The sequence below is a fragment of the Kosakonia oryzae genome, from assembly GCF_001658025.2.
Taxonomy (GTDB): domain Bacteria; phylum Pseudomonadota; class Gammaproteobacteria; order Enterobacterales; family Enterobacteriaceae; genus Kosakonia; species Kosakonia oryzae.
In genome coordinates, this window is sequence record NZ_CP014007.2 from 3,991,033 (window position 1) to 4,010,305 (window position 19,273).

Annotated in this window: 14 protein-coding genes; 9 read left to right on the plus strand and 5 right to left on the minus strand. The window is 53.1% G+C overall.

What is annotated here, in order from left to right; translation table 11 throughout:
- Positions 1-14 precede the first annotated feature (14 nt).
- The 3 genes from scpB to scpA are packed head-to-tail and all read right to left on the minus strand — an operon-like array spanning position 15 to position 3,948.
- Complete coding sequence (gene scpB / locus AWR26_RS18995) at positions 15-800, minus strand: methylmalonyl-CoA decarboxylase (RefSeq protein ID WP_064568103.1); 786 nt, start codon at positions 798-800, stop codon at positions 15-17.
- 12 nt (positions 801-812) lie between these two features.
- A complete protein-coding gene (gene meaB, locus AWR26_RS19000; protein WP_064568104.1) occupies positions 813-1,811 on the minus strand; it encodes a methylmalonyl Co-A mutase-associated GTPase MeaB in 999 nt (332 codons plus the stop codon).
- Entirely contained in the window at positions 1,804-3,948 is a 2,145-nt protein-coding gene (scpA, locus tag AWR26_RS19005) for a methylmalonyl-CoA mutase (RefSeq protein ID WP_064568105.1), read from the minus strand. Before scpA ends, meaB begins: the two co-directional genes overlap by 8 nt.
- A gap of 458 nt (positions 3,949-4,406) precedes the next feature.
- On the opposite strand from scpA, the gene AWR26_RS19010 reads away from it, so the two are divergent.
- The 8 genes from AWR26_RS19010 to AWR26_RS19045 all read left to right on the plus strand — a co-directional run bounded on the left by AWR26_RS19010 (position 4,407) and on the right by AWR26_RS19045 (position 16,262).
- Positions 4,407-6,890, plus strand: a complete 2,484-nt coding sequence (locus AWR26_RS19010) for an autotransporter family protein (protein ID WP_064568106.1) — start codon at positions 4,407-4,409, stop codon at positions 6,888-6,890.
- Between the two features lie 62 nt (positions 6,891-6,952).
- A complete protein-coding gene (locus tag AWR26_RS19015) occupies positions 6,953-7,135 on the plus strand; it encodes a hypothetical protein (protein ID WP_139227854.1) in 183 nt (60 codons plus the stop codon).
- A 271-nt stretch (positions 7,136-7,406) separates the two neighbouring features.
- Positions 7,407-10,013: a bifunctional diguanylate cyclase/phosphodiesterase gene (locus AWR26_RS19020; protein ID WP_064568107.1), complete on the plus strand. Its 2,607-nt coding sequence runs from the start codon at positions 7,407-7,409 to the stop codon at positions 10,011-10,013.
- A 98-nt stretch (positions 10,014-10,111) separates the two neighbouring features.
- On the plus strand, positions 10,112-11,776 hold the full coding sequence (locus tag AWR26_RS19025) for a methyl-accepting chemotaxis protein (protein ID WP_064568108.1): 1,665 nt from the start codon (positions 10,112-10,114) through the stop codon (positions 11,774-11,776).
- Positions 11,777-11,847: 71 nt separating this feature from the next.
- On the plus strand, positions 11,848-12,963 hold the full coding sequence (locus AWR26_RS19030; protein WP_064568109.1) for an FIST N-terminal domain-containing protein: 1,116 nt from the start codon (positions 11,848-11,850) through the stop codon (positions 12,961-12,963).
- The gene (locus tag AWR26_RS19035; RefSeq protein ID WP_064568110.1) at positions 12,963-14,057 is read left to right on the plus strand and encodes a sensor histidine kinase; all 1,095 of its coding nucleotides are present in this window, start codon (positions 12,963-12,965) and stop codon (positions 14,055-14,057) included. The genes AWR26_RS19030 and AWR26_RS19035 overlap by 1 nt, the downstream gene beginning before the upstream one ends.
- A 2-nt stretch (positions 14,058-14,059) precedes the next feature.
- Positions 14,060-15,130, plus strand: a complete 1,071-nt coding sequence (locus AWR26_RS19040; protein WP_064568111.1) for an HDOD domain-containing protein — start codon at positions 14,060-14,062, stop codon at positions 15,128-15,130.
- Positions 15,123-16,262, plus strand: coding sequence for an HD domain-containing phosphohydrolase (locus tag AWR26_RS19045; RefSeq protein ID WP_064568112.1), 1,140 nt, complete (start codon positions 15,123-15,125; stop codon positions 16,260-16,262). The genes AWR26_RS19040 and AWR26_RS19045 overlap by 8 nt, the downstream gene beginning before the upstream one ends.
- Positions 16,263-16,677: 415 nt before the next feature.
- On the opposite strand, the gene AWR26_RS19050 is transcribed toward AWR26_RS19045, so the two are convergent.
- A complete protein-coding gene (locus AWR26_RS19050; protein WP_064568113.1) occupies positions 16,678-17,145 on the minus strand; it encodes an Hsp20 family protein in 468 nt (155 codons plus the stop codon).
- A 555-nt stretch (positions 17,146-17,700) separates the two neighbouring features.
- On the opposite strand from AWR26_RS19050, the gene AWR26_RS19055 reads away from it, so the two are divergent.
- Positions 17,701-17,931 carry a hypothetical protein gene (locus AWR26_RS19055; protein ID WP_007373652.1) on the plus strand — a complete coding sequence of 77 codons (231 nt, stop codon included), beginning with the start codon at positions 17,701-17,703 and terminating at the stop codon, positions 17,929-17,931.
- 325 nt (positions 17,932-18,256) lie between these two features.
- On the opposite strand, the gene AWR26_RS19060 is transcribed toward AWR26_RS19055, so the two are convergent.
- The gene (locus AWR26_RS19060) at positions 18,257-19,093 is read right to left on the minus strand and encodes a MipA/OmpV family protein (protein WP_064568114.1); all 837 of its coding nucleotides are present in this window, start codon (positions 19,091-19,093) and stop codon (positions 18,257-18,259) included.
- Between the last annotated feature and the right edge of the window lie 180 nt (positions 19,094-19,273).

Sequence of the window (19,273 nt, forward strand, 5' to 3'; positions counted from 1 at the left end):
CTGTTCTCCGTTGCTCAGTAGCCCAGAAAATGCGGTTTGCGTTTTTCCATAAAGGCGCTTCGCCCTTCCTGATAATCCTGGCTGTCATAAACCGCACGACGCATGCCCTGAATTCGCTCGAATTCATCCGCGTTCATGGTATGCGCTTCCCCCAGAACCCGCAGTTCTTCCTTAATAACGGCGATGGCAAGCGGGGCTTTTTCACAGATCTGGTGTGCCATCAGCAAGGTAAAATCTTCCAGCTCATTCGCATCCACGACATGGTTCAGAATGCCTACGGCCAGAGCGCGCTCAGCGGTAATCGGCGCTGCGGTAAAAATCATCTCTTTAACGATATGAAAACCAGCATCGCGCGTCAGATTATGGATGCCGACAAGGTTATACGGCACGCCGAGGTTTACCGGCGTCATTGAGAAGGTGGACGTTGTGGCAGCCACGACCAGATCTGAGCTCATGATCAACTCAAAAGCGCCGCCCCAGACGCTCCCCTCAACCATCGCAATAACCGGTTTCGGGTATTTCTGGATCATGCGGGTAATCTGCCGCAGCGGATCATCATACGAGAGCGGATCGCGGCGGCCAGTCGGCAGCTCGTGAATATCATGCCCGGCGGAAAAAACCTTCGCGCCGTGCGGAGCGCGGAGAATTACGCAGCGAATCTCCGGTGTATTGAGATCCTCCAGCGCCTGAATCAAATCATCGATAAATACCTTACTGAGCGCATTCAATTTGCGGGCATAGTTAAATTCAATAACAGCCACTTTTTGTATGATCGTGACGACAACATGCTGATACGACATAAAGACACCTTCTTATTGTTCAAAATAGTGATGCTGAAGAAATTCACGGATGTGCTGTAAGCCGGTGCGCGGAGCCTGTTGGTTATTTTTCACGCCTTCCAGCATCTCGCTGAAAGTCTGGCGAAAAACCTGATGGGCAAAAAGCTGTCGCAGCGCTTCCTCTTCGGCCTGCTTCTGAAGCCATTTCATCGTTTGTTGCTGGCGCAACTGCGCCAGTCCCCCGCTTTGCGCCATGACTTCGCGAAAGCGGACAATGCACTGCCAGACATCCTCAATACCGCGCTTTTCCCGTGCGCTGCATGTCAGCACCTGCGGCGACCACTGCGGATACTTATGTCGCACCATCGAAAGCGCGCTCTCGTACACCTGGCGCGCGGCCGCAACCGCCGCGCGGTTATCGCCATCGTCCTTATTGATAACGATGATGTCGGCCATCTCCATAATGCCTTTTTTAATCCCCTGCAAATCATCACCGCCGCCGCCGATTTGCAGTGAGACAAAGCAGTCCACCAGGCCAGAGACTTCCGTTTCCGACTGGCCAACCCCCACGGTTTCAACGATCACCACGTCATAATTCGCCGCCTCGCATAACAGGATCAATTCAGCGGCGCGCTGACTGGCTCCACCGGCATAACCACCAGAAGGCACCGGACGAATAAAGGCCTCCTCCGCACGCGCCAGCGATATCATTCGCGTCTTGTCGCCGAGCAAACTGCCGCCGCTCAGCGGACTACTGGGATCAACAGCAATCACGGCGACCCGCTTACCAAGCCGGATGAGCAGCATGCCGAAGGTATCCAGAAAGGTACTTTTCCCGGCGCCAGGCGTACCGGTAAGGCCAATGCGCAGCGCCCTGCCGGTTAGCGGCATAATGATATCCAGCAACTGACGACTGAGGCGTTGATACTGCGGAAGCTGGTTTTCCACCAGCGTCATCGCCTGAGCGAGAGCGACACGATCGCCGGCACACAACCGATGGATTGTCGCTTCCAGCGTTTTTTCGTTAATCATGCTGGCGGTCAATCCGTGTTAATACGTCACGAACACTTTCCAGCATCGGGGTGCCGGGGCCGTAAATAGCTGCCACGCCTTGTTCATGCAGAAAGGCATAATCCTGCGGCGGAATGACGCCGCCCGCGACTACGCAGATATCCTCCCGTCCGTACGCTTTCAGCCCGGCAATCAACTCCGGGATTAGCGTCTTATGCCCGGCAGCCAGTGATGACGCGCCAACAACATGCACATCGTTTTCTACCGCCAGACGGGCAATCTCCTGCGGCGTTGAGAACATCGGACTAAGATCGACATCGAAACCGACATCGGAGTAAGCGCTGGCAATAACTTTCGCGCCGCGGTCGTGACCATCCTGCCCCATTTTGGCAATCAAAATGCGCGGACGGCGGCCGTGGGTGGCGAGAAATTGCCGGGTCTGCTCAACAATGGCGTCGAATTCCGCTGCGGTATCCTTGCTTTGTTGATAGCTGCGGGTGATCACGCCGGTAACGCACTGGCTGGGAACCAGATAGCGATCAAACGCGGCTTCCAGCGCATCGGAAATCTCCCCGAGCGTGGCGCGCAGCCGAGCCGCGTGAACAGCGGCCGCCAGCAGATTTTCATTATGCTGTGCCGCATGAGTGAGCGCCGCCAGCGCATCGCGAACTGCTGCCGCATCACGCGTGCTGCGGATCTGCTCCAGCGCGGCGATTTGCTCGTTGCGCACCTTCACATTGTCGATCTCCAGCACCGGCGTAATAGCCTCCTGCTCCAGCTTGTATTTGTTTACGCCGACGATCACGCGTTTACCCTGATCGATCTCTGACTGCGCCTGCGCGGAAGCTTCTTCAATCATGCGTTTCGGCAACCCAACTTCGATGGCCTTCGCCATGCCGCCCACCTCATCGATTTGCCGGATAATCTCCCGCGCCTCTTTGATGATCTGAGCGGTAAGCGACTCGACGTAGTAAGAGCCGCCGAGCGGATCGACCGTGCGGCAGATTTCCGCCTCTTCCTGCAAAATAATCTGGGTGTTACGCGCAATGCGCGCCGAAAAATCTGTCGGCAGCCCCAGCGCTTCGTCAAACGCGTTGGTATGCAAAGACTGCGTGCCGCCAAGAGTGGCGGCGAGCGCTTCAATCGTGGTGCGAACAATATTGTTATAAGGATCCTGTTCCGTCAGGCTCCAGCCGGAGGTCTGACAATGGGTGCGCAGCGCCAGCGACTTCGGATTCGTGGCACCAAACTGGCTGACGGCCTCACTCCATAAATAACGGGCGGCACGCAGCATGGCGACATTCATAAACAGATCCATGCCGATGCCAAAGAAAAAAGAGAGGCGCGGTGCGAAATCATCAATTTTCAGCCCGGCGGAAATTGCGGCTTTAATATATTCAATGCCATCTGCAAGAGTGAACGCCACCTGCTGAACGCAATTCGCGCCCGCTTCTCCCATATGGTAGCCACTGATGCTGATGGTATTAAACTGCGGCATATTCGCCGAACACCAGGCAATAATATCGGCGATAATTCGCATTGACGGTTTCGGCGGATAAATATACGTATTCCGGCACAGATACTCTTTTAAAATATCATTCTGGATGGTGCCGGTTAATTTTTCCGGGGCGACACCCTGTTCTTCCGCAGCGACAATATAAAAGGCCATAATCGGCAATACCGCGCCATTCATGGTCATGGAAACCGACATGGTGTCCAGCGGAATATGATCGAAAAGGATTTTCATATCCTCAACGGTATCAATGGCGACACCCGCTTTACCCACATCGCCCACCACGCGCGGATTATCCGAATCGTAGCCCCGGTGCGTCGCCAAATCAAAGGCCACCGACAACCCCTTTTGCCCGGCAGCAAGGTTACGCCGGTAAAAGGCGTTCGACTCTCTTGCCGTTGAAAAACCAGCATACTGGCGAATCGTCCAGGGCTGAGCGGTATACATAGTAGCCCGCGGCCCGCGCGTAAAAGGCGGCAGCCCTGGCAGTGACCGGGCAATATCCAGTTCGTCGAGATCCTCACGGGTATATAAAGGCTTAATGGCGATACCCTCAGGCGTCGGTTTTACCAACGAATCAATCGTCTTTCCTTTCCGACTGAGCTCTTTATTCGCTATTTTTTGCCATTCCAGTTTATTTGACATAGACCGCTCCGTAATTCCAGGTCAATAAATTAACTGGCAAAAATAATAATTTTCGTCATTGTGGTTGTCGCCAGCAAAAAAAGACCTGCGGCAGTTCATTTTTTGCCGCAGCCTTTGTTTAATTGACGGGATAAATATTAAGAAGGAATTTTTCTTTATTTACTGCGCCAAAGACCTGACTAGCATAACCCCCCCATCCAACTAAGCTCTTTCTTATCTCCTGCCGCTAGTTGGCCCTATTTTCAGGCGAGCTGTCTGCACAAAAGCGGCAGGTGAAAGAAGGAGAAAAAGTGCACGATATATTTTCCGCTCTCCCCTACAGCCCTTCTGAGACGCGCCGATAACTTAATATCGGTTAAGGACACCATCGCTCCTGGTTTTCAGGTGCGTCCTTTTCTGCTGCCTCGCCTGCCTGAACAAAGATTCAGCAGTTACATTTCTTTTTTGGATGAATAGCTATGCATAACCCTGTCTTTCGTAAGAAGCCATTACTGCTCGCGATGGCGGCCGCCTGGGTGTCATTCGCCCCTGCAATTCAGGCATCAATTGGTACAGAGATTTCCACAGCAGAAGGTCAAAGTTCTTTTATCGGTGCATTCGATACGGTAACGATCACGTCTACCGGAAGTGTCGTCAGCCCTACGGGTAACGCGCTCTCATTCCAGTCTGTTGATATGGGCACCTTTACCAACAACGGTACGATCATGAGTTCCGGCAGTAACTACAACGATTCCGGCATGTATATCGATGATAGTTCGTCCGTAGATATGTTCTTCAATAACAGTTATCTCGCCGGTAACTCAGGCACTATTGGCCCTTACGGGCTGTATAACCGGGGAACCATCGGCACGCTGGAAAACAGTGTGAACGGCACGATTACGAGTAACGTCGCGCTGAATAACTCCGGAACAATTACCTCGCTGATCAACCAGGGGACGATTCAGGGTCCTAACAGTGGTGTGATTAGCTGGGGGACCATTACTGATTTCACCAACAACGGCCTGATTGATGGTGCCTACGCCGTGCAGAACGCCGGTACGATGACCAACGGGATCACCAACAATGGTACGCTGCGCGGTATCGATGCGGCTATTTACAATATCGGCGCACTGTCGGTCATTAATAACAACGGCACGCTGGCTGGTAATATCTGGAACAACACGTCAAACCCGTTAACCATTAATGGTGGCAGCAGCTACGACAGCCTGATGACCGGCTATAACAGCGGTGGCAGGGTCTACAGTTCCGGAGCCGATCTGCACTTTGGCACCGGTAAGCTCACTGTGGATGATGATTTCCAGATGGGCACGCACAGCGTTATCAACGACGGGGCCTCTTTATTACTTAACCGTACGGTGACAATTAACGGTAACTACCTCCAGCAAGAGCAAGGCGAGCTGGCTATCGGCGTCGCCGATGGCGCGGTTGCCAACGGCAGTGCGCTGGACAGCGGTTATGGCCGCCTGGTGGTGACCGGCGATGCGATTTTTGCCGCGCATTCCAGCGTTTCGCTGCTCACGACAGGCCAGAGCTATGGTTTTGCCAATGGCCAGCGTTTCCTGGTGGTGCAGGCCTCCGGTTCAGGAACGCAATACAATGAGAACGCGCTGGCCTACCATGTCGCGGGTTACAACGGTACGGTGACCGGTAAAGCAGTAACGATTAACGGCACTAACAGCCTCGTGATTTATCTCGACGCCCAGGATCCGACCACGCCGACGACACCGACGGCGCCAACGGAACCGACGACGCCGACAACCCCCACCACACCGACGACACCAACAACGCCAGTGGTTACCCCGAACCCGGTTTTTGCCACGACACCAAACGCCATCGCCTCGTTGCGCGGGCTGGGTAACTACAGCGGCTTCTCTGAAGGACTTCTCAACCTCTATAACGCCTCCATGGCGATCGGCAGCCGCGAAGAAGCCAACCGGGCCGGTGAGCAACTGTCGCCGGTACAAAACAGCGCCGCCAGCAGTACCGCAGCCGCAGCCTCTTCCGGCGCGCTGGCCGTGGTGAATAACCATATGAACAGCACGCGTCTCGCCCGTAACGGTTCACAAAGCGGTATTGCCACCGGTGATGATGCGCTGGATTGGGCCGTCTGGGGCCAGCCGTTCTACGGCAGCGCTCGCCAGGGCATGATTGATAACGTCAGCGGTTACACCGCGCATTACGGCGGTGTGGTGCTGGGAGCGGATCGTCAGATCGCTGACGACTGGCGCGTGGGCGGCGCATTCAGCTACGCGCGATCTTCCGTCAATGGTCGCGACAACCTGACGGGTAGCCACACGGATGTTGATGCCTGGAGCGGCATTGCCTACGCAAGCTGGAGCGGCAACCCGCTGTACGTCAACCTGACCGCCAGCGTCAGCACGCAGAAGTATGACAGCCAGCGCCGTATTGGTTTCGACGGTTTTGCCGGCCAGGCGGATGGCAGCTTCAACGGGCAGCAAGTGATGACCAAAGCAGAAGTCGGCTACCCGATCTTCTTCGCCCAGGGAACCACGCTGACCCCGCTCGCCGCCGTCAGTTACAGCTACCTGCACCAGGACGACTATAAAGAGCACAGCGATCAGGGTGCCGCGCTGAAAGTTGATTCCAGCCATACGCAGTCGGTACGCAGCTCGCTGGGCGCGAAACTGGAACATAGCTGGAGCACGGGAATCGGCGATGTGGTGCCATTCGTGCAGGCGATGTGGACGCACGAATATGACCGCAGCCGCACCGCGACCAGCGCCAGCTACGTCGCCGATACGCTGGGCGAAACGCGTTTCACCAGCTTCGGCGCCACGCCGGTGTCCGATACCGCGGATATCGGTGCCGGCGTGGCGCTGGTACAAAATGACGACCTGAGCCTCAGCGCGCGTTATGACCTTTCTACTGCGCCGCACTTCGACGCCCAGACGGTCAGCCTGCGTCTGCGTAAATCGTTCTGATATGATGTAAACCCGGTGGGAGCGCCATGGCCTCCCACCACAACAGGCCTGCCGGGGATCGCATGGCACGCAATAAAGCCTTCCCCGCCAGGCCTTTTTTTTCTGTCGTCCCGCTTGCAAACAAACGCCGAAAATACCCACCTGGAGGTATTTACACTATCCTTCCTAAGAAAATACTTATTACTAATAAACAACATATTGATTCTCCATGCGATAAATACGCCACCGGCAAAGCAGAAATATAAAATATATTTAAAACCAGCGTTTCATATTATTGGTTACGGCTACTCAAAAAAGATTAACCTGCAGAAAAAAACGCTGTTTTTATGATATCCAGGCTAATAATTTAAGGAAAAATTAATATTCCCGCGTTCGCAAAAATTAACAGCAGAATGAAGTTTGATAACTATCACAAAAAAGTATCAACGGTGCTATTTGCATTAAATAAAACGCATCGCAGGCCGTTAATGTAAAAAGACCCGGCGTATTTTATTCATCACAAAAAAAGGGTGAAGCATGCATGTTCTCGATGATAAAAACCTGCCTTCGCTGGCAGGTAATACGCATGGGATACTCAAACAGACAGCGACATTGATGCTGGCGCTGATGACATTTATCTTTTTTACCATTCTCTTCACCCTCATCCAGACAAAAAGCGATCTTCAGCAAACTGAACATCGACAAAAAATGCACTTGCTGACTAAAGCGCTTGAAAACAGGCAGGAAAGCTTACGCTTACATCTTGCTGATTACGCCAACTGGGATGACGCTTTTCAAAATCTGACAACCACCATAAATGTGCATTGGGCATGGGACAGACAAAACCTGGGAAAATCGCTTTTTAATAAGTTTCAGTATGAGGGCGTTTTTGTCCTGTCGCCGGATGGCGTAACCCGCTATAGCGTGCTGGAGGGACAACCCGGGCAGGTTTCCTTTGACGCGTGGTTGGGCGAAAATTTGACCGACACGTTGATGACAACATTAGCCAACAACCAGGGAGCAGCGTTCTCGCGGCTGATCGCTATCCATAACCAGCCCACGCTCGTCGCCGCATCATGGATCACGTCGGATGATAATTCTGCCGCCGGGACAAATCCTTCAGATCATGCGGTGATGATCTTTGTCGATAAGCTCACGCCAGAAAAGTTTCAGCAACTTGGCGACGAATATGAAATTCAGGGTTTACGCACTTTGCCGCCTGAAGTGGCCTCAATGCACAAAGATACGATGTTTCTCACCGCCGGAAACGATCGCATTTATGTCGAATGGCAGAGCAAAAATCCCGTCGAAACCCTGTTAAGCAAAGTGCTGCCTTTACTGGTGCTGTTAATGGTGGTTTCCGTGCTGTTCGCCATCAGTTTGATGCGTAAGGCCTTGATGAAAGCGCGCATGAATGATGAAAAAACCTTTCTGCTGGAACAAAGTCGCGCAGCGTTATCCGCCAGCGAACAGCGTTTCAGGGATATTGTTGAAACCACCACGGACTGGATCTGGGAAGCCAATGAAAACTTTAATCTGACCTGGATTTCTGCCCGCTTTCCGGTGATCACAGGCCATCACATCGACGAGTGGCTGGGGCGCAGCTTTACCGATTTTTTAGTCGACAGCCAGCAAACCATCAGCAACTGGTTAACACTGCCGCATCCGGGCGATTATTTAACGTTATCGCACTGCCGTTATGTGTCCGCACTCGGCAGCCAGCGCTACTGCAATATCACGTTAAAAAGGATCACGCTACCGAATGGCGCGCTGGGCTTTCGTGGTACGGCTTCGGACGTGACGCTGGAGGTGGAGTCCAGTGAACGTATTCGCTTCCTCTCCCATCACGATGAGTTAACGGGCCTGCCGAACCGCGTCATGATGCAAGAGTTCCTCGACGGAAAACTGCATTCACGCAGCGAAGCGAATAGCACGCTGGTGATGCTCAGCCTCGATCTGACCGATTTTAAACTGGTCAATGATATCTACGGCCATGACGCTGGCGATAAGGTGCTGGGCGAGGTGGCGCAGAGGTTGCGCAACTGTTTACGCGCAACCGATCTGGTCGCACGCCAGGGCGGTGATGAATTTATTATTATCGCGCCTGCAATTCATAAAAAAGAGGATATCCGCTCGCTCTGCCAGCTTATTATTGCTGTCATCAACGAGCCGTTTATCGTGTCCGGTAATGAAGTCTCTCTCGGCGTCAACATCGGCGCGGCGCAATCGCCTCAAGACGCCCTGACGGCCAGCGATTTATTACGCTATTCAGACATTGCGCTGTATGAAGCCAGAAATCTCGGCAATAACAGTTTTGTTTTATATCAGGCTGACATGGCGAAACAGATCGTCCAACGACGCGAACTGGAAAATGAATTACGGGAAGCGATTAAAGAAAATCAATTATTTCTCGTCTATCAGCCTCGCTTCGACATTCATGCAGGCTGCATTAACTCTCTCGAAGCGCTGGTGCGTTGGCTACACCCGCGTCACGGGCTATTGATGCCGGATCAGTTTATTCCCCTGGCCGAGGAGTCAGGAATTATTACCGATCTGACAGATTGGGTGCTGGTCAATGCCTGTGAGGACATCGGCAGGGCATTTGACAATATTTCCGTGTCAGTCAATATTTCCCCGATCGAATTCAAAGCCAGCGATGTTATCGCCCGCATTAAAAACGCACTGGCGACAACCCATTTTCCGGCGGCACGCCTTGAACTGGAAGTCACTGAAAATGTGACATTATGTAGCCCCGATAATGCACGGATCGTCATGCAGGAATTAAAAAGCTTAGGTATCCGGTTGCTGATTGATGATTTCGGCACCGGTTATGCCTCGCTTTATTACCTGCACAGTTTTCCTTTTCATGGCATTAAAATCGACAAGTCATTTATCTTCGCGATGAACGATTCGGAATCAGCAAAGAGTATTGTGGAAAAGGTCATTGGACTCGGCAAAGATTATAACCTTGAAGTAACCGCTGAAGGTGTTGAAACACAAGAGCAATTGCAGCAATTAATAAAATACAAATGTGACATTGCACAAGGATATTACATAGGTCGTCCCGTCTCATTAGAGGCCGTCAAGGATAATCTGCACATTATTGAATGTAATATCGAAGCGAGGTGTGATGCGACCCTATAACAACCCACAATAATTGCAGTTTGAGAAATGAGCTCTTTTTCTTGCGGCGCACAGCGGCGCCGTAAAAAAAGTTACCCAACACGTAGTGGGGAAATACGATGAAAATACTTCGCAATATAACAATCAGAAAAATGGTTTTACTTATCCTGGTGCTGTTCAGTTGCATCTGGGGCATCGCCACGGCGATGACCTTATTTAACTTCGCCACCATCGAAACATTATTAACGCAGAACGCCACGCAAAAAATCTCGTACTCTTATCTGGTTAAAGGCAACGATCAATATTTTCGCACCGTAACGCGCATGCTGCGCGCCATGGATTACCGCCAGACCGGTGATGATGCCAATGCGGATAAGACGTTGATTTCCGCAGGCAAAGCGCTGGAGATCAGCCAGGATATGCTGGCGAAGTTCCGCCAGAGCAGCCATCCTGGCGTCAGCGATGAGGTTGTTCAGAACATGGCTCAGGACTGGGAAACGTTGCTCAACAACGGCATTATTCCTATGTATAAAGCCGCGCAGGATAAGCAGGCCGAGCAGTTCCGCCAACTGTTTCGCAAAACCTATCCGCCGCTGAGCGTGCAATTTGGCGTGAGCGCAGAAAAATATACGCAAGCTATTCAAACAGATGACATCTTGAGCCAAACCACGGCGAAAGTCAGTTTTAACAAACTGGTGCTAATCAGCGCGTTAGTCGCCGGTATTGTGACGCTGTTCTTAACCGATCGTTATCTGGTCAATTATCTGGTTAAACCGCTTGAAACCATTACCCGGCACCTTGAAACCATTGCCAGCGGCAAGCTGCACGCCAGACTCGAAGAGTTTGGGCGTAACTGCGCCGGTCGTTTGATCCCCTTTATTCAGGGGATGCAGGAAAATCTTTCCAGAACAGTGCAGGCGATTCAGGGTAGCTCAACCACCATCTTTACCAGTACCAACCAAATACGTACCGGGAACGAAGAGCTTTCCGGACGCACGGATCAACAGGCCGCTGCACTTCAGCAAACCGCCGCCAGTATGGAAGAGCTGACCTCAACCGTCAGAAACAACGCGCATAACGTACGCGAAGCACAAAAACTGGCCGGAAACGCCCGGCAGGTGGCGGAACAAGGCGGAGAGATTACATCGACGGTTGTCGCCACGATGCACGGTATCTCGGAAAGCTCGCAGAAGATTGCAGATATCACCAGTGTCATAAACAGCATCTCTTTCCAGACCAACCTGCTGGCGCTGAATGCGGCAGTGGAAGCGGCACGCGCCGGTGAACAGGGGCGTGGCTTCGCTGTCGTCGCCAGCGAAGTGCGCTTACTTGCGCAGCGCAGCGCCCAGGCCGCTAAAGAGATCGAAGCGCTGATCAATGAATCCGTTCACAGGGTGCAAACGGGCGCAGAGCAGGTACAAGAGGCTGGCGAGGCGATGTCGACCATTATCAGTACCGTCGGCCAGGTCAATGCCTTGATGGGCGAAATCACCATTGCTTCCGACGAGCAGAGTAAAGGCATCGATCAGATTGGCCAGGCGATGACAGAAATGGATCGGGTGACGCAGCAAAACGCGGTACTGGTTCAGGAAGCCAAAGCGAATGCCATCGCACTTGAAGAAGAAGCCGGGCGATTAAACGACGCCATCGCGCTCTTTGATTTAGGAGATAACCCTGCGACTGGCCTTGCAGGAAAGGCAGCCAAAACCGCCACGGCGGCGAATCAGCCTTCGCGCAAAGCAACCCGTAACGTGACCACCAGCGAAAACTGGCAATCTTTTTAAACCTGACGCGCTGCGGCGTTGGTTGTACGACGCCGCCAGCGACGCTGACGCTTTAGCATGGGAGAAACAACGTGAATTTCCAGATCCGATATGCAAGCAGCGAATTGACTGACCCCGTGCTGGCGGTTGCGGAATTTGCCAGGCAGATGCTTCCCGCTGAGCCAGAAACGGTCCTTTTCTTCTGTTCCCCGGACTATGACCTGAATATTCTGGGCCGCGAGATGCAAAAAACCTTTCACTGCCCCTGTATTGGATGTACCTCCTCCGGGCAGATCGGCACCGACGGTTTTCAGCACTCCGGGATATTAGGGCTGGGTCTGAGCGCCGCTTTTCGCACCCGCCATTTTGTGATTCACCCCCTGAATGATTACTCCGCGACCATTGCAGAGATTGCCGAGGAGATCCGTCGTGACAGCGCGGCCAGACCCAATTTGCAACGCTTTGGTTTGTTACTGGTTGATGGCTTGTCGATGGCTGAGGAACGCCTCATCGCTAATCTTTATCAGCAGACAGGAAATATTCCGGTTATCGGCGGCTCTGCGGGTGACGATCTGCGTTTCGAAAAGAGCTACATCTATAACGGTGAAGGTGAATTTATCTCCGATGCCGCAGTGTTCGCGGTCATCGAAACCTCCTCGCCGGTGGCGATTTTTAAAGTTCAGCACTTCGAACCCAGCAAGGTGGAACTCATCATTACCGATGCCGATCCGGAAAAACGGCTGATTCGGGAAATCAACGGCGAGCCTGCCGCGCAGGTGTATGCCGAATCGCTGGGCATCACCGTTGATGAATTAACGCCCACCGTGTTTTCCCGCAATCCGCTGGTGCTCTCTTTTGGCGACGAACCTTATGTCCGCTCGATCCAGAAAATAAACGACGATCTCTCGCTGACCTGCTACTGCGCAATTGAAGAAGGGTTGATCGTCTCGATTGGTATTGCGGAAGATCCGCTCGAAACCTTTAGCAAGGCGCTGGAAAAAGTTCATGAAATCATACCGGAACCGGCGGTGATTATTGGCTGCGACTGTATCCTGCGGCGTTTGCAGTTTGAGCAGGAGGAGCTTGACCTGCAGATCGGCAATTTTATGGTGCAAAACCGGATCGTGGGTTTCTCAACCTACGGCGAGCAGTACAACGGGCTGCACGTCAACCAGACATTCACGGGCGTGGCAATAGGAGGTAAATAATGTCTCCGTCAACTGAAGCAGCGGTCGCGACACTCTCCCTTACCGATTATCAGCGCAAACTTGTCGCGCGGGATAAAACCATCGAGGTGCTAAAGCGACGCATCGCGCAGGAAAGCCGGCACAACCAGATGACCCCGTTCGCTATTCTTGAGCAGAATGTGGGCCTGGAGAGAGTGGTCGCCCGTAAAACCATCGAACTGGAAAACGAGCGCCACGAGTTAGAGAAGGCGCTTGCTGAGCTGCGTCTCACGCAGGCACAGCTTCTACAGGCGCAAAAGATGGAGTCCATCGGCCAGCTTGCTGCCGGGATCGCCCACGAAATTAATACGCCCACGCAGTATGTTTCTGACAACGTCGGGTTCGTGAAAACCGCCAACCGTTCGCTGCTCAACCTGCTGGATGCGGCGATTGCCATGGCTGCCGTGATGCGGGAAAAAATGGCCGACGAGCCCACGCTTGCGGCCTTCGATACCCTCCTTAAGAGCAGCAAAATTGAGTTTCTGCGCCGTCAGATCCCCCAGTCTTTAGATGAATCACTCGACGGGCTTGGCCATATCTCCCGGATTGTCGCCGCCATGAAAGAGTTCTCTCATCCCTCGCAAAACAAAAAGGAGTACGTGGATATACGCGACGTCATCAATACCACGGTGACCGTCGCCCGCAACGAGTGGAAATACGTGGCGGAACTGGAAACCCGCTTCGCCAGTGATTTGCCGCTCCTGCCCTGCCTGCGCGATATGGTTGGCCAGGCGATGCTTAACCTTATCGTCAATGCGGCACACGCCATTGCGGACAGCCTTCAGAACCGCGAGCAGGAAAAAGGGCATATCGTCGTTTCTGCGGAGCAGGTCGGCGATATGATGGAGATCCGCGTCGCCGACGATGGCACCGGCATCCCTGAGGCGATACGCGAGCGCATTTTCGATCCCTTCTTCACCACCAAAGCAGTCGGCAAAGGCACCGGTCAGGGGCTGGCCATTGCCTATTCGACCGTGGTGGACAAGCATAATGGGCAGATTCGCTGCGAGTCGAAACCCGGTTCGGGCGCCACATTTATCATGCGGTTTCCCCTCGTCGTGCAGCAGGAGGCGTAAACATGCAAGTGATGTTCGTGGATGACGAAGCACGCATCCTTTCGGGTATTGAGCGCGCCTTAATGATGCAGGACAACGAGTGGGAATGCCGCTTCGCTACCAGCGGTCACGAAGCGTTGAGCCTGCTGGAAGAAACCCCTGCCGACGTTGTAGTGTCGGATATGCGCATGCCGCTGATGGATGGCGCGCAGTTCCTGGCGCAGGTTCGTGACCGCTGGCCCGGCACGATCCGGATCATTTTGTCCGGTTACTCCGAACCCGAGGCCACGGTTCGTATGCTGGGCGTTGCGCACCGGTTCGTCTCCAAACCCTGCGACAGCACGCAATTACTGGCGATGGTGGCAAACGCGCTGGCGCTGCGCACGCTTTTCAAAGATCCCACCGTCGTCACGCTGGTCGGGAAAATTAACCAGCTTCCGCCCGCCCCGAAAGTCTTTGCGGAAATTAACCGCCTTCTTGCCAATCCGGGGACGAATACCCGGGAGATTGCCGAGCTGCTGGCGAGCGACCCGGCGTTCAGCGCCCGGATTATGCAACTGGCGAATTCCGCCTGGTTCAGCCGGGGAGCACAAATTCATGACATTAATAATGCGATCGTTCACCTGGGGCAGGAACAAGTGAAATTGCTGGTACTGGCGTCCCAGATTTATGCCGATGCCAGTACTGATCCCGATGTGGATAAGCTACAGCAGACCGCCCTTCGCGCCTCAAAGCTGGCAGAGCGTATCGCCGGGGAACGGGAAGCCACGGCGGCACTGCTGGCCAATATTGCGCTGCTCATTCCCGAATTAAGCCCCCCCCGCGACGAGGCGACGACTGAGCAGGGTGATAGCCCGCTGCGCGCCGCCATCGGTGCCTATTTACTGGCGCTGTGGGGGTTGCCGATGGACATCGTTGAAGCCGTCGCAGGTCATGTACAACCTTCCCGCTCAACGGAAAAAACCTTTGGCATGCTCGGTGTCGTCCATGTTGCGGTCACCCTTGCCAATCATGGCGTTCCCGATAAATGTTATCTCGAACAAACCGGCATGCTGGACCAACTGCCCGCATGGCAGGAGATGCTCAATGACTGATACTTCCTTACCCCGCGTGTTATGCGTCGATGATGAACCCAATGTGCTCGCCGCCATCGAGCGTAATCTGTTTGATCTGTTTGATGTGGTGACAGCGCACAGTGGTGAAGCCGGTCTGGATGCGATTCGCAGCGGAGAACCGTTTGCGGTGATCCTCTCCGACATGCGCATGCCGGGAATGGATGGCGCGGCTTTTTTGTCCAGAGCGCGGGAAGTCTCGCCGGACAGCGTGCGGGTTCTTCTTACCGGACAGGCCGATGTGGAATCCTCGATCGCGGCAATCAATAAGGGCGCGATTTTCCGCTATCTCTGTAAACCGTGCCCAAGAGAGGATCTGATCGCGACGTTAAATGATGCGGTTCGTCAGTACCGGCTCGTTTGCGCAGAAAAAGAGCTGCTGGCGACCACGCTTTCTGCTTCGGTAAAAACGCTCACAGAAATACTGGCGATGGTTGCCCCCTGGGCTTTTCAGCGCGCAGCTTTCGCGCAGTCCTGCGTCCGCCATGCATTGCCGAAACTGGGATGGCCCGATGAGTGGCTTTACACCCTCGCCGCGTCGTTAAGTCAGATCGGTTGCGTTGGTATTCCTGCCGACATCGTTCAGGCCGATGCCGCGCAGCGTAAACTGACGCCGGAGGAAGAAAAACTGCTGCATGAACATCCGGACGTTGCGGGCCGGCTGGTAGAGCAAATTCCACGCTTAGAATTGGTTGCGGCGATCATTCGTCACCAGGCGAAAGAAGCGCCTGCCAGCGCACCATTAGAAGTGGTACGCGGCGCTCAGCTACTGCGTGCCGCACTGGAGCTGGAACGGCACGCCGCGCGCGGCTGGAGCCTGGAGCGCCCGTGGGAAATCCTGCGTGCGGTGCGTCCGGCGCTGCCTGAATATCTCATCAAAGTGCTGTCAGATTTTCGCTCAAATGTGGAGGGAGTTCGCTCCGCGCGTATCCGTGAATTGATGCCGGGCTGGGTTGTCGATGAAGATATTCGCACCACAAATGGATTAATGGTACTGACCAAAGGACATGAACTGACCGATACCGCGATCTCCGCCCTTCAGCGCCTGCTCGCAGCAAACGCCGTCGAAGAACCCATTCGGGTGCGCGGCCTGCCGGGGAAAAACGTGTCCTGAAGATGTTCCTCGCCGGGAGAGTGCTTTCTGCCCGGCGGCTATCCGCCGAAGCCCCTTGTTCAACGGCCGCCAGACGTGGTTCTGGCGACCTTGGTTGCTGTCGGATTGCTGGCGGCAGCGTACAAATTTCGTGCAGGACGATAAGCGAGCTTGAAGTCGCGGCGAGCATTAGTACCAGGATCATTAAATTTCTGAATCAGGATGCAGAAATTTGCGATTAGTGAATTGTATGAAGGTAAGTTATAACATGCATAAGGGATATGACTTCTGACAAGCAGTAACTTCTTTCACTGGCAGAAACGATGTCGCGTCTGCCAGTTTTTATTTTCCACTTCGTTTGTGACAGCCAAATGAAACGGAAAATAAAAAAGGCCCGCCTGAGCGGGCCCTGAAAAATTATGTATAACGTCAATAATCAAGCCTGATGTTCAATGGCTTTTTGTGTATTCTCAATCGCAATTTTGCGTGGTTTTTCGCTTTCCGGAATTTCCTGGAAAATGGAAACCTGCAGGATCCCGCTTTCCAGTTTTGCATTACTGACTTTGGCATGCTCCGGCAAAGTGAAACTCAAACGAAAATCAGAACGGCGGATGCCTTTATAGATCCAGCCCTGCTCATCCTGAGATTCATTTTCAGAGCGCTTACCAGAAACATTCAGCGTTCCGCCGACCGTCTCGATTTCGAGTTCGTCTTCCTTCCAGCCAGGTACGCTTACATTTAACAGATAATTGCTTGCATCGATTTTTTTCAGGTCATAAGCGGGTAATGAAGCGACCGGAGAGTCGCCCGTTAACTGACTGAACAGCCTGTCGATACGATTAAAACGGTCAGCAAAAACAGAATCAGAAAAGCCCGGGAGTGCTGACAAGGTTCTGAGTGCCATAATTAACCTCCTGAATAATCCATTCAAAAGTTCAACATAAAGGCAAGCGTTGCTTGTCCGCTTCAATAAATAATTCCTCCCACCCGTTTTTCAAGGCCACAAAATAAAATTTTTTTTGCGTATACGTTTCGGGCAACCGCGCTGCCAGTGGCAAACCAGCAGGGATGGAAAGCGGGTGAAAATGTGGTCTGCATAACCGGCTGATCAGACCAACGGGAAGAGATGAAGCGCCCTGTTCCCTCTGAGTGAACAACGTATTGCCGATCGGTGCTGAGCCATCCACCCGCGCAACATTTACCTGCGGAGTGCTTATCTGTGGACCATTACAAGAAATCGGCACTCTTTTGCTGACCAGGTGCGCTACCCATGCGAACTTTTTGCCTCACTTGCTGATTTCCCTTCAATTTCTGTGATCTGCCGGTCCAGTTTGGCCGTGGCTTGTTCTGGTTTTATTTGTCTAACTGAACGATATTTAATATTCACATAGCACAGGTACTCGCGACAGAACATTTCTTGTTTGCCGGTGAGCGCCAGAGTATTTCGTAAGGAGAGATTATGAAGCCAGTAGAAGAAGCGATTGATGATCTGCAGTCTCGTGTTTTAGCGTATGAAATAATTTTTCAGTCCATCTGCTCAGAACTGCCGCAATTGTTCATCGATAAAGCCAAAGAGAACATTCAGCTTAACTTCAAAGCATTTGAATCTGGTACACATTCTGAAGCCGGGAAAGCAAAGCTTGAAGCGGCGAAAGCAGTCGCATCCAGAATTATAGGCTCGAAGCTTTAACTCTCCTCCCACGCAGATCCTGAGGTGGAGAGGAATCAACAATAATGTCTTCTCCGCTTTGTTCCTTCGCCGTCACGAAGTGGAACGGCGCTACGCACTCCGAACGCAAGTACCGCCATTCGCCTGTTCCTGTCTCAACGCTCGAAACCGTTAATTGTTTCTTGGCGATCACATGAAAGCGCCCCCATCAGGAAGGAATGTGCTTTCTGAGTAGCGCAGGATTTTGCGTCAGGATCAGCACCGCCCCGTCATCTGAAGCGGGGCGAATCGAAGGCATATTTATTAGTGAGCCACACGCTGCCGACAAGCACAGATCACACAACGCTCAGAAACGATATGTCACCTTCAGGCTGCCCGTGGGCGATGTTTTTCGTTGCACAATGGGGCTATTGCGCGCATCACCCGTCAACTGCGTAACGCCTGCTGCGGCAACCACGCTCCACTCCTCGTTGAACTTGTGCGTCCAGTCAAGATTCATTGACCAGGCATAAATACCCGATCCGGCATCATATCGGCTAAACCCCGATGCGGCCGACTGCGATGCGCTGACCCCGTAGTAAGTCTGCATATACTTGCTGGTCCCCCAACTGCCGGTCAGCGCCAGCGTCATGGAATTTTTCGCTGACTTATAGAACGGGCTGATAACACTGAAATGCAGGGCCTCACCGTTGCTTCGCTGAGAAATCGGCACCTCAGCCTGCAATTGCACATTAAGCCAGTCGGTCACCTCGTACCCCAGGCCAGGCACACCGAGAGCCGAACCTTTGACGTCACCCATACCTCGCAAGTCGTCGCTGCCATCGCTCATCGCATCGCTGTCCACGTTACGATCCTTACGGCCTGGGCGATAACTCAGCGCAGTGCTGTAATTCAACTTGCCGATGTTGTTGCCGTAACCGATACCACGCGTGGTGCTGACGAAGAAACCATTTGCCATAGCGTAATCAAGCACCAGGGCAGTCGTGACGCGGCTTTCATCCGAACCAGAATAGCGTGGCGCGACATCCACGCCGCCTCCCAGGGTCAACTCGTTGCCCGGTTTCAGTTCTGCCGCCAGTATTGGGGTCGCCAGTAAGGCCAGCACGGCTCCCGGCAACATTTTTTTCAGCATGCGCCCCGAGAGTGAATGGGGGAACTTATGACACAGTTCGATGTTTCTCATGAAAGAAGTCCTTGTGGATTCAAATGATTACGATACAAGCGGTTTTTAAACGCCAGAACGCTCAGTTTGAATGCGCACCCTAAAGTTCTCATGAGCCCAAAATGAAGAAAGACTGAAGCAAGTACAGGAGCTGCAAAGCTGATAGATTTCCTGATACCGTTTTTTTCTTCAGACGTTCTT